The 12,774-nt window shown below is 72.6% G+C and carries 4 protein-coding genes; all 4 read right to left on the bottom strand.

Annotated features, from left to right (window positions below; genetic code table 11):
• Positions 1-16 precede the first annotated feature (16 nt).
• The 4 genes from RPQ07_RS25955 to RPQ07_RS25940 are packed head-to-tail and all read right to left on the bottom strand — an operon-like array spanning position 17 to position 12,739.
• A complete protein-coding gene (locus RPQ07_RS25955; protein WP_313946598.1) occupies positions 17-1,810 on the bottom strand; it encodes an acyl-CoA dehydrogenase family protein in 1,794 nt (597 codons plus the stop codon).
• A gap of 8 nt (positions 1,811-1,818) precedes the next feature.
• Positions 1,819-3,510 carry an acyl-CoA dehydrogenase family protein gene (locus RPQ07_RS25950; RefSeq protein WP_313946597.1) on the bottom strand — a complete coding sequence of 564 codons (1,692 nt, stop codon included), beginning with the start codon at positions 3,508-3,510 and terminating at the stop codon, positions 1,819-1,821.
• Positions 3,507-5,138 (bottom strand): PfaD family polyunsaturated fatty acid/polyketide biosynthesis protein, encoded by a 1,632-nt coding sequence (locus tag RPQ07_RS25945; RefSeq protein WP_313946596.1) that lies wholly within the window; start codon positions 5,136-5,138, stop codon positions 3,507-3,509. Before RPQ07_RS25945 ends, RPQ07_RS25950 begins: the two co-directional genes overlap by 4 nt.
• Positions 5,139-5,179: 41 nt before the next feature.
• Complete coding sequence (locus RPQ07_RS25940; RefSeq protein ID WP_313946595.1) at positions 5,180-12,739, bottom strand: beta-ketoacyl synthase N-terminal-like domain-containing protein; 7,560 nt, start codon at positions 12,737-12,739, stop codon at positions 5,180-5,182.
• Positions 12,740-12,774 lie beyond the last annotated feature (35 nt).

The raw sequence follows: 12,774 nt of genomic DNA, 5'->3' as shown, positions 1-12,774 counted from the left end.
CGGCACTCCCGGCCGCTCAGAGGCGGGCGGCGGAGAGATCACCGGCGCGCTTGGCGAGCTGGAACTGCCAGTGCGAGAACAGCCGGTCCTCCCGGTGGAGCCGGCGCAGCACCTCCATCACCTCGTCGACGACGGACTGGTCCGTGATCGATTCGTGCGGGTACAGATGCCGGCGCAGCCGTTCCAGCTGGAGCAGCAGGAGGGCGCCGCTCGGCAGCGGGCTCTCCAGCGCCCCGTGCGAGTGGACGAAGGTGAGCACGCACGCCGCGGTGGCGTGCAACAGGCAGTACTCCTTGGACAGTTCGAACAGCTCGGCCGACTGTCCGTACGCCCGCCCCAGGTCGGCCTTGAGCGCCGTCGCGCTGTCGGCCAGCGGGCCCGCCCGGTCGAGGAGTTCCTCGGCCACGTCGGCCGCGCGCTCCAGGCGGTCCCGCTCGGTGCCGTCGGCCTTCTCCGCCAGGGCCCGCAGCCGGCGCAGACCGTCGGGCGCGGCCAGCACGGCGTCGTCCATACCGCGGCTGAACAGCTCCTGCTTCCAGGGCTCGTACACGGGCAGTTCACGGTCCATGCCGAAGAGGGTCTCGGCGCGCACCGCCGCTGCTTTACGGATCTCGGGTGAGGCTTCGCGTGCCGTGGTCAGCAGTCCGTCCAGCTGCTGGCCCAGGTTGCGGAGGTTCACCACGGTGTTCCCGTCGGCGATGTTGGCGACGAGCAGATCGCGCAGCATCTTCTGGTACGGCCCGTAGTGCGGGTGGTCGCGCAGGAAGAAGCGGGCTCCGAGGACCGTGTTGAGCTGGGACATGGTTCTCTCCAGCAGCGTCGGCACCAGGTACTTGACGGCCGACGACCACACGCTGAGCTGCTCCGGCGCGGCCTGGAGGCAGCGCACCGCGCCCAGGCTCATCGCATCCGCGATCATCAGGTCCGCGAACGCCTCGGTCAGCTGACGGCGGCTGTAGGGGACGTCGCTGACCGTGCCGCCGAAGATCACCCGGCCCTCGGTGAAGTCCAGGGTCAGCCGCAGACCGGTGTCGACGGCCGACAGCGGGAGGCTGCCGATCACACTGCGCGCCACCTGGGTGGCCTTGAGGGCGATCTCCAGGCCCTGGCCCTCGGCGCCGACCAGTGCGGAGTCGGGGACGAAGGCCCGCCGCAGGCGCAGCCCGCTGAGGTCGAGCGCGCGCAGACCGTGCAGCTTCTCGACGGGCAGCTCCTCGGCGGCGTCCGGGGCGAGCTCCCACTTGTCGACGATGAAGATGGAGTACGCCGCGGGGCCGTTGCGCTTGCCGGTACGGGCGTACACGATCATCGTGTCGGCGACGGTGGCGTTGCCGATCAGCCACTTCTCGCCGGTGAGTTCCCAGCCGCCGTCGACCTTCTCTGCGAACATCTCGTTGGCGATCAGGTCACTGCCGTGTTCGCGCTCCGACAGTCCCCAGGACAGGCCGCCGCCCCGCTTCATCCGCTCGATCGCCGTGCGCTTCTGCTCCTCGGTGCCGGCGATCCACAGCGGCATGAAGCTGAGGTTGGTGATCACCAGGGAGGTGGCGGTGGAGGCGTCGCGGCGGGCCACGAGACGCATCAGGTTGAACCCGGTCTCCACGTTGCCCGCCCGGCCGCCCTGTTCGGCGGGCAGCGAGTACTCGTGGACGCTCCAGCGGCGCAGCTGGCTGACGAAGCCGTAGGGGTACTCCTCGTGCTCGTCGTGGTCCATCACGCGGCGGAAGGACATCCGGCTGCCGTCGTCGAACGGGTCGCCGAGGTACTTCTCGAGCTCTGCGGCCAGTGCGGTGAGATCGGCCTGGGACATGAAGACTCCTATCGGGTCGGCGCCAGCCGCACGGGCAGGGCGGTGAACAGCTGGTCGGTCTCCCGCAGCGTCGCGACGGCGTCGAGCGCCGGTGTCAGGACGGCCCCGTGCCGACGGGGGTCGACACCGTCGGCACGGGCGAGGAGGTAGCCGAGCGTGGCGCCCAGCCAGCCGGCGGAGCCGGGTGTCGTGCCGTACAGCGACCGGTCGCGGTTGGCGTGCCACAGATGGACGCAGGACGCGGCGGCGTGCAGCCAGGCGTACCGTTCGGCGGCGTCCACCAGCGCGTTGGGGTCGGCGCCGCGCTGCTGCGCGGCGCGCGTCAGCTCCCCGAGTCCGGCCACGGCCTGTGCCAACTGCCGCAGCAGGGCGCCGGTCTGCTCGTCCTCGACCAGCTCGGCCACCGTCACGGCGGCGTCCGGGAGTCCGGCGAGGACCGGGTCGGCGCCCCGGGCGAACATGTCGAGCCGGTCCGTCTCGTACGCCGGCAGGTCCGCGCCGAGGGTGTAGACCGCGGCCAGCGCCTCGGGATCGGACGCGGCCCCACCCTCGGTGAGGGTGGGCAACTGCCCCGCGTACGAGCGCAGATTGGCGAGCGTGCTGGAGTCGATCACGCGGACCACGCCGGAGTCCCGCTGGAGCTTCTGGAAGAGCCCGGCACCGCGTTCGCCCTCGCGCAGGACCGAGCGGGTCGCGAGCACCGTGCCGCAGCGGCGGATCAGTTCGTCGCAGGACTCGGCCACGACGTGCTTGGCGGCCGGCGCCCAGACGCTGAACACCTCGGGCAGCACATGGACGCCGCGCGCCGCGGTCAGGGCCACCACGTCCGCCGCCAGCAGCGCGGCCGCGGCGACCGCCAGATCGCGCCGGGGGTGCGGCGACTCGGTGAGGACCGCGCGGCCGACCCTGCGGACGGAGGCGAAGTCCAGCGCCAGGCGTACGGCGCTGTCGGCGATGCCCAGACTGCCGGCCATGCTCATCAGCCGTACGGCCTGCTGCGCCTTGACGGCGGCCTCCAGGCCCTCGCCCAGCCGGCCGACGAGCGCGCCGTCCGGCACGCGCAGCCCGGTGAAGCGCATCCGGGCGAGGTCGATGCCGCGCATCCCGCCGGTGCGTACGGCGGGAACCCGCTCCAACTGCCCCTCGGGCACGTCCGCCAGGTCCAGCAGCACCGCCGAGAAGGCGGCGGGACCGCGGCCGCCGGTGCGGGCCACCACATAGACCGCCTCGCAGCGCATGCCGAGGCCGACCATCCACTTCTCGCCGTCCAGCGCTCCGTCCGACAGGCGTACGTCGCCGGACAGCAGATCGCTGCCGTGCTCGGCCTCGGTGAGCGCGAAGGCCACCGCGCCGCCTCGGCAGAGGATCTCCGCGGCCCGGCGCTGCTGCTCGGGGGTGCCGTGCAGCTGGAGGCAGGTCGCGGCGATGATGCTGAACATCGTGCCGGGCATGATGTTGACGTCCCGGCGGGCCGCGGAGCGCACCAGGGTGAGGCTGCGGTCGAAGGACTCGAACGTGCCGCCCCACTCCTTGGGCAGGTAGTTCAGATGGAACCCGGCGCCGACGAGCGCGTCGCACAGCGCGGTGGGGAACTCGTCCCGCTCGTCGCGTTCGACGGCCGCCGTGAAACCGTGCGGGTTGGTGTCGTCCCCGGGGTCGCCGAGCAGCTCCTCCAGCTGCTCGGGGGTCAGCGGGCTCATCGCATGCCCGCCGGGGAGTCGTGGGCCGGGGTCTCCAGCGGGACCGGGCGGTAGTCGCCGGCCGTGGCGGGGATGTGCACCCCGGAGCTGCGCAGCTGGGCCAGCCGGGTGTGGAACGCGGCGCCGAGCATCAGGTGGTGGGCGACGTCGGCGACCCGGCGGTTGCCCGGTGTCTTCAGATAGCTGCCGGTCACCCAGTCGTTGAAGCTGCCCATCGCCGGGCCGCACCAGATCTGGTAGTCCATCGCCCGGTCCGTGTCACCGGTGACCGCCCAGCGCGAGGACATGCCGAGGTACCAGCGGAAGACGAGCGCCATCCGGCGCTTGGGGTTGCCGGCCGCGCGGGCGAGCTGCTCGGGGTCGCGCCGCTCGAAGTAGCCGACGCACTCCTGCCACACGTCCTCCAACGGGCGCCGGAAGACCTGCTGTTCGAGCTTGGCGCGGTCGGCGGCCGGGATGGACTCGATGCCGTCGTGGGCCTGGTAGAGCTGGTAGAGCTTCTTGGCCCGCATCGGGAAGAGGGTGCCCTTCTTGAGCACCTGGAGGTCCACGCCCATCTCGAACATGTCCGCCGCGGGCGCCATCTCGCAGTCGGCGATGCCCGCCTCGGCGAGCATCGCCTTGGAGGCCGTGGACGCACCGGACTCCAGGCAGGACTGGTTCACCGACCCGGTCACGACATAGGCGGCGCCCATCGCGAAGGCGGCCGCCACCGCGACGGGGGTGCCGAGGCCGCCGCCGGCCCCGACCCGGATCGGCACGGTGTACCGGTGCTCCCGCTGGACCGTGTCGCGCAGCCGCAGGATCGTCGGCAGCAGCGCGGGCAGCGGCCGGCGGTCGGTGTGGCCGCCCGAGTCGGCCTCCACGGTGATGTCGTCGGCCAGCGGCACATGGTGGGCGAGCGCTGCCTGGTCGTGAGTGATCAGCCCTTGGTCCAGCAGGGCGCTGACGAGGGTGGCCGGGGCGGGGCGCATGAACCGCTCGGCCGTCTCGGACCGGGAGATCTTGGCGATCAGCCGGTTGGCGGCGACGACCGTGCCGTCCGCCTCGCGGTACAGACCCGCGAGCCGGTAGCGCACCACGTGCGGGGTGAGGTCCATGTAGGCGGACGCCTCCACGCACCGCACCCCGTGCCGCAGGAACAGCTCGACGGCCTCCCGCTCCAGCCGGTCCTCGCTGGGGCTGTGGATGAGGTTGACCGCGTACGGCAGTCCCGGGATCTCGGCGGCGAACCGGCCGAGCGCCTTCTCGATCGTGCCGGGCAGCAGACCGGCCGCGCCGTAGGAGGCGAGGAAGCCTTCCCGGGCGAGGGCGACGACCATGTCGGCCGAGGCGATGCCGCCGGCCATGGCACCGGCCATGTACGGCTGGTGCACGCCGTGCGCGGCGAGGAAGGCGGCCGACCCCAGCCGCTGCGGCGGCAGCGGCTGGGCGGCGGCGAGCAGCGGCAGCCCGGCGGTGTCGGAGCCGGAGGTCACGGCGCCGCCGGAGACGGCACCGATCCCTTCCGGCGTGACGACGATGAAACAGGGCTGGTCGAGATCGGCCAGGGCGTTGTAGATACCCGCCGGGTCCGTACTGGGGTACCGCTCTCCGGACCACCGGAGAGGGGTGTCGCGAATACTCATGGGGAAACGAAGCTCCTTGGGCTGAGCGCGGGTGCGGGCCGTCAGGCCCCGACGGGACGGACCTCGATGGCCACGTCGGTGAGTTCGTAGATGCGCAGGCCCGGCTTCGAGAGATCCGCGTCGGCGATGACCAGCAGACGGTCCGCCTCGCGCCGGACCTCCTTGATGTGCACGTCGAACCGGAGCTCCTTGTCGTGCCGCAGGATCTGGCCGCGGTACTTCCAGGCCGTCTCGACGTCGGTGGCCATCGCGAAGCGGGGCTGCTCCATGCCCTCGGCGAGGTTCTGCTCGATGACGAACAGCCGCATGGCCTGGAGGATCGCCTCGACGCCCAGCGATCCGGGCATCACCGGGTCGCGGTGGAAGTGGCAGTCGAAGTACCACTCGTCGGGCCGGATGGCGCGGTGGCCGTGCAGATAGCCCTGGCCGTGCCGGCCTCCGTCGGTGACGAGGTCGACCCGGTCCACGAGCGCGAACTGCCCGCCCGGCAGGTGCAGATGGCCCCCGGTGGGGTCGCTGAACGCCGGTGCGCCCTCGGGGAGTTCGATACGGCGGACCCGCGAGGGGTCCGGCTTCTCGGTCTCGATCCAGGGCGCGACGTACGTGCCGTTGTCGAGTCCGACCTGGTTGGCGAGAGCCGCGTCGCTGAAGTAGCCGAACAGCGACTCTCCGACGTAGAACACCTCGCCGTCGGCGGAGAGTTCGTAGCTGAAGTTCTGGAGCACCGCACCGGAGACCGCGCTCGTCATCAGCAGCTTGGAGTGGTGGCGGATGGTCTTGCCCCGCAGGTCGATGTCCTTGACCAGGGTCGCCCTGCCGTCGAGGTTGCGGATCGCGTACTGCTCCTCGGGGCGTTCGAGCGTGGCGCCGAGGTAGTACCCGAGGAAGATCGCGGCCTGGAGCGAGGTCTCCATGTAGACCGCGTTCGGCATGTGCGGGTAGGAGTTCTGCTCGTAGTACCAGGCGTCCGCCGGGGAGTCGTACTCGGTCACCATCTCCGAGCCGGGGCTGCGCAGATCGCCTCGGGTGCCCTTGAGGGACATCACCCGGTCGACGAACTGGAAGTCGCCGTTGGGGATGTAGGGCGCGCGGCTGTTGCGGTAGACCTCGAACTCCGGGCCCATCGCGATGTCCAGATGCCCCTTGGCCGCGTGCGCCAGGTGCATCTCGTTGATCATGGCGGCTTCGCCGTTCCTGTTGCGGCGGCCGAGGAACTGCGGGATGCCGCCCGCCTCGGGACGGTAGGGCGAGCCGTCCTTCTCGCGGACCTGGAGGCCGAGGCCCTTCATCCGGATGACCGGCTTGTCGCCCAGGTAGATGAGGACGTCGGCGATGACCGTGGCGCGCGGCAGGAGCGTGAGCTCCATGACCTCGACCTCGTAGCGGATCTCCTCGTGGGCCTGGGTGATCTGGCCGCGGACCTGCACCTCGATCGGCACGTCGGTCACGCACTGGAAGCGCGCGTCCGGCAGCGTCAGATGCATGCCCTGGTGCATCAGATAGATCTGGAGCAGCTGCACCGCGCCCTCGGCGACCAGCGAGCCGGCCAGGACGTGGTCGTCGGGGAAGTGGCAGGTGAAGTACCAGGCGTCCGGCGTGAGCCGCTTGGTCGCGCTGAGCGTGCCGAGACCGCGCGGGCCGCCCTTGCGGTCGATGGTGACCTCGTCGACCATGCGCAGCTTGGCGTCGGGGAGCCGGATCGCGGGGTTGATCCCGGGGTCCTGGGCGTGGTCCGGGCCGAAGACGTCGCCGGGGCGGCCCTGGGCCAGCACCTCCAGGTCCTCGGGGGTCAGATGGTTCTTCTCGGTGTACGCGAGGGGCTTGAAATACCCCCGGGGCAGTGCCGCGCGCGCCGCCTTCTCCTTGTCGGTCATGACGACACCGAGCGGGGTGTCGAGCTCCTGCTTGCTGAAGAACCCGGCGCAGGCGTCGTGGAGTTCGAGGATCAGCTCCCCGTCCGCGTAGCACTGGTAGCTGAAGAAGAAGAGCGTGGTGTCGCCCTGGTGCACGAAGCGGTCGATGGAGATGTCGTAGCGCAGCGTCTGACCGACCTGGGGCAGGTTGCCGCGGAAGATCAGCGTGCTGTCGAGGAGCCGGTAGACGCGCTCGCCCTTGTTGCGGAAGTCGATGCCGAGGTAGCTGACCAGCAGCAGATCGCACTGGCCTGCCTCGACGGTCACGGCCGGCGGGACGCCTCCGTCGACGGCGTACCAGGCGTCCTCGGGGACGTCGTACTCCGTGGTGATGGTGGCGGGCTTGAACTCCCCGGTGGTGCCGCTGAGTTCTGTGACGCGGGTGACGAAGTGGTACGGCGGTGCGGGCAGCCGAACCCGCTTGGCGTACCCGTCGATGACGCCGAACTCGGGCCCGAAGACCTTGGCGACGGAACCGACGGCGAACTCCAGGAGGTCCGCCTCGTCCCAGATCACGCCCTCCTTGACCTCGCGCTCCTCGGCGGCGGCCGGGATCTCGCCCGTCGCGGCGACCGGAGCCGGGGCGGGAGGGGCGGGCGGCAGGGCCGCGGGCTCGGGCCGGGGAGCGGGCGCGACGGCCGGCAGGGCGGCGGCCGGGGGCACGGGGGTCGTGCCCCCGGCCGGGGCGGTGGCCCCGTCGAGCAGCGCCTCCACCCGGGAGAGCGTGGCCCCCTGGAGGATGCGCTGGGTCTCCATCACCACCGAGTGGGTGGCGACCATCTGCTGCCGGATCTCACGGACCAGGTCGGCGGCGGGAGTCGGCGACTCGGTGGTCGCGGTGGACGGCGCGGCCGTCGTCGCGGCCGTGGCGCCGGACGGCGGGACGCTGACGACGGGGGCAGGCGCGGCGGGCGCGGGCACGGCTTCGGCGGCCGGCAGGGCGGCCTCCGTCTCCCCGGGCGCGGGCGCCCAGGGAAGGAAGGAGATCGGGGTGCCGTCGAAGGCGATGACCTCCGCGTCAGCGAGAGTCGGATCGGCAGGCATGACGGGGTCCTCCGGCGGTACGGACGGAACGGGGGCGGACGGTACGGCGGGATGCGGCGTACCGGGCCCGGCGGGAGCGCCGGGGGCGGTCGCGGCGGCGGGCGGGACGAAGTGCGCGGCACCGGAGTGCGGGGTGCCGGCACCGGGCGCCGGAGTGCCGGGCGCGGAGAGCGCGGCCGGGGCCGTGGAGGTGCCCACGGACGCGGTGGCGGCGAGGGGCGAGCCGGCGGCCGGCGTCGCGGCACCGGGATGCGCGCCGGCGGTCGACGCGACCGGAACCGGCGTGGTGTGCGCGGCGGTTGAAGGGGTCCGATGCACGGCAGCGGCTCCGGCGGACGCCGCAGCCGGAGCGCCGGGCGCCGTGGCCGCGATCCCTCGGGCCACACGGGCGGGGACCGGGTCGCCGCCACCCACCCGGAAGCGGGTCGAACGGGCCGGACGGACGGTGGATTCCGGGGTGCCCAGCAGGGGCGTCAGATCCAGCTCCAGGCCATGGCCGACGAGCCGGGCCACCAGCTGTGCCACCGACTTCGTCGCCGGCACACCGCGGCGGTCCACCGACACCGAGACGTGTTCGGCGTCGCCGAGCGTGTCACGGACCCACCGCGAGCAGGTCGAGCCGGGGCCGACCTCGATGAAGTAGCGGAAGCCCCGGTCGTGCGCGTCGCGCACCAGACGGGCGAAGTCGATCGTGGAGCGCAGGGTCCAGGCGATGCGCCGGGCGATCTCCGCCCGGTCCAGCGCGGGCAGCGCCTCGTAGTCGTAGGCGCTGAACAGTTCCAGATCTCCGAACGAGCCCGTCGGGTAGTCGTTCAGGCCCGCCAGACCGTCCAGTTCCGCGTCCACGACCGGGCAGTGCATGACCACGTTGACCGGCGAGCGGGCGGCCGGGCAGCCGAGTTCCTTCACCAGTGCGCGGCACTGGACCGGGTCACCGGCGATGACCAGTTCGGCCGGGGTGTTGATGTGGGTGAGGTGGACGCGGTCATACCGGGGCAGCACCGCGCGTACCGAGTCCGCGTCGGTGAGCAGCACATGGCTGGCCCACAGCGATTCGTCCGCGGCGTCGGCGGGCACGTCCCACAGCTCGCGCACGGTACGCCGCGGGCCGCACAACCGGTCCTGGAAGATCGGTGTGTTGCTGATCAGGTCGTCGCGTCGGCCGCCGAGCTGCCAGCCGCCGGTGGCGAACAGCATGCTCGACTCGCCGAGGCTGTAGCCGAACGCACCGTGTGCCGTGACGCCGAGGAGGTCGCGGACCAGATCGGTGTGCAGGATCGCGAAGTTGGTGCCGGTGGCGAGCATGAACGGCACGTCGTCGCCGAGCCCCGCCTCCAGCGCCATCAGCTCGCGCCGCCCCACGGCGACCTTGCTGCGCGGATAGAGCGAGGTGGCGCGCAGCTGCCGCTCGGGCTCGTCCGCCTGCTCCTCGAACCGGTCGAGCAGGCTCGGGAAGGCCCGGAAGAAGTCCTGGCCGAGGCCCGGGTAGGAGTTGAACGCGCCCGGGTAGACCAGCGCGACCCTGCCGTCCGGTCCGATGGGCCGTGCGGTGAAGTAGCTGCCGGCCGGTGTGGCCCACTCCCCTTTCTTGGCGTGCACATCGGCCAGGTCCCGTACCGCGAGCTCCAGTTGGGCCCGCAGCTCGGCGCGGTCCCGTCCGACGAGCACCGCACGCAGCTTCCTGCCCGGCAGCTCCCGGGCCGCCTCGCGGGCGAGGGCGTACGGGTCGGCGACGGCCAGCAGTTCCAGGTGGTGCTCGATCGTGGCGTGCAGCGCGTCGAAGGAGTCGGCGGAGAGCGCCAGGACGACGGGTCCCCCGGCCCGCTGCCAGTCGGACCGGGTGACCGCGCCGCGGGTGGCGTCGGCGGAGAGCACGAGGTGGCCGTGCGCGCCGGAGGCCCCGATGAAGCTGACGGCCGCGTACCTGCGGGCGCCCTTGGTCCGCCGCATCCAGGGCCGGGAGGCGTCCGGGACGTAGAGCGCGGAAGCGGTGAAGTCCTCGGCCAGGTCGCCGGCCGGTCGGGTCCAGCCGCGGGTGCCGGGCAGATAGCCGTGGTGCAGGCACAGCACGGACCGGATGAGCCCGGCCATGGTGGCGGCGCAGCCGGCGTCGCCGATCTGGGCCTTGGCACTGCCGAGGGCCACCTCGGCGCCGGCGGCCGGGTAGACGGCGGCCAGCGCGGCGATCTCGGCACGGTCCTGGAGCTCGGTGCCGCCCGCGTGGGCCTCCAGGTAGCCGACGTCGCCGGCCGTGACGCCGGCGGCGGTGAGTGCTTCGCCGGCCGCTGCCGCGAGGGCCGCGGCGTCCGCCTCGGGCACCGCGCCGTCCACGGGCACGGCGTGCCGGATGGCGACGGCGTCCAGACGCGCGTACGCGGGCCGCTCCCGCTCACCGGGCCGGGTGACGACGACCGCGCCCGCTCCTTCGCCGATACGGCGGCCCCGGACGCCTTCGCCGAAGGTCAGTCCGGCCTCGGCGACGACATCGGGACGCAGCAGCAGGTTCTCCGCCGAGCCCGCGAGGTCGACCGCTCCGACGAGCACCGCCTCGATGGTGGGGTCGAGCAGCAGCAGCCGCGCGACCTCCAGGGCCTCGGCGGTCCCCGAGCCGTCGGAGGAGACGGTGAAGGAGGGACCGGTCAGGTTCCACAGCGAGGAGATACGGCTCGCCATCACGTTGCCGATGAAGCTGAGGACCTCGTTGGCGACGATGGGGTCGACCACCGCGTCCCGGCCCACCGCGCTCAGCGCGGCGAGCCGCTCCTCGTCGACGGGGACCCCGGCCCGCGCGAACTCCTCGCGGACGAAGGCACCGAGGGTGCGGCGGGTGAGCCGCAGATGGGTCATGGGCTCGATCTCCATGCCCACGACCACCGCGATCCGGCGGGGCTCGGGCGCGCTGCTGCCCTTGGGCACGTCGCGGCTGTAGCCGGCGTCGCGCAGGGCCTCGTCGGCCACCTTGGTCGCCAGCGCGTGCTGGAGGTTGTACGTCCGCAGGTCGGCCGGCGGGATCTTGAGGTCGACCGGGTCGATGCCGAGGCCGTCGACGAACGCGCCGCTCGGCAGCGCGTCGGGCGAGACACCGGTGGCATCCTCCAGGGAGCCGCCGCGGGTCTGGTCCAGCCCGCGCCAGCGGCGTTCGGGCAGCGGGACCAGGGCGTCGCCGCCGTCGTGGACGGCACGCTCGAAGGCGTCGAGGGAGTCCAGGGAGCCGAAGTGGGCGCCGAGTCCGACGATGTCGAGTGCGGGTACGGCCGCGGCGTCGTCCGTCTCGGTCTCCGCGGCGGCCGCGGCCGGCTCGGACAGCACCACGTGTGCGTTGGTGCCGCCGAAGCCGAACGCGGAGACCGCTGCCCGGCGCGGCCCGGCACCGCTCGGCCATTCGCGGCCGGTGCGGACGAGGGTCGCGTCGCCGACGCGGCCGTCCTTGGAGGTGACGGGCCGCTCCACGCCGATGGTCGGCGGGATGTGGCCGTCGCCCATCGCCAGGACGACCTTGAGCATGCTGCTCAGTCCGGCGACGGTGAGCAGGTGGCCGATGTTGCCCTTCACGGACCCGATCAGCGGCACCCGGCCGGCGTTGCCGAAGAACTCGGCGACGGACTCGGCCTCGGTGGCATCACCGATGGGGGTGCCGGTGGCGTGGCACTCCAGGTAGTCGACGGTCGCCGGGTCGACCCCGGCCTGGGCGTACGCCAGCTCGTACGACTGGAGTTGACCGCCGCCCTGCGGCACCAGCAGATGGCGTCCGCTGCCGTCGTTGGTCAGACCGATGCCGTCCACGACGGCGTGGATGCGGTCGCCGTCGCGCAGCGCGTCCGCCAGCCGTTTGACGGCGACCATGCCCGCGCCCTGGCCGGTGAGGATGCCGCCGGACCGGTCGTCGAAGGGCTGGCTGAACCCGTCGCGGGGGTAGGCCTGGAGATCGGAGAACGACAGGTGGATCAGGGTCGGGTCGGGCGCGCAGACGCCGCCCGCCAGCACCAGATCGGCCTGGCCGGCGGCGAGGTGGTCGCAGGCCAGCTTGAGTGCGTACAGCGCGGAGGAGCAGGCGGCGTCCAGGGCGTAGCGGGGACCGCCGAGGCCGAGCGCGCTCGCCGCGACCGACGCCGGTGAGCCGCTGACGCGCAGGTCCTCGGGCCGCAGGCCGGCGTGGTCGATGCGCCTGTCCTTGTCGGCGAGGGCGCCGAGTGCCGGATGCCCGGCACGGCGCAGCCCCTCCAGGACGGCCTCCTGGACCAGCGGGACGCTGACCCCGGCGGAGGTCGGGGTGGGGAACGAGTAGTTGCCGAGGATCAGCCCGGTGCGTCCGAGGACCTCGGGGCGCTCCAGGTGGCCGCTGTCCCGCAGTGCCTCCCTGGCCACGTGCAGGGACCAGTGGAAGATCCGGTCGAGCCCGGAGAGATGACCGGCGTCGAGCAGGTAGCCGGACGGGTCGAAGGCGAAGTCGGTGATGAAGCCGCCGCGCGTGCAGTAGATGCCGTGCTGCGGGTCGGTGTCCCTGGCGTCGAGGGCGGGTCCGAAGACCTGCTCGCCCCCTTCCCGGCGGCTGTCCGCCCCGGCGCGGAGGTTCTGCCGGAACTCGGCAGGTGTCTCCGCTCCCGGGAACAGGCAGGAGAGGCCAACGATGGCGTACTTGCTCATGAGAGCTTTCGGGTCCCTTCTGAGGGGCGGGGCCG

It is taken from the genome of Streptomyces sp. AM8-1-1 (assembly GCF_032229325.1).
Taxonomy (GTDB): Bacteria; Actinomycetota; Actinomycetes; order Streptomycetales; family Streptomycetaceae; genus Streptomyces; species Streptomyces achmelvichensis.
This window is presented reverse-complemented; position numbering and strand designations above follow the sequence as displayed.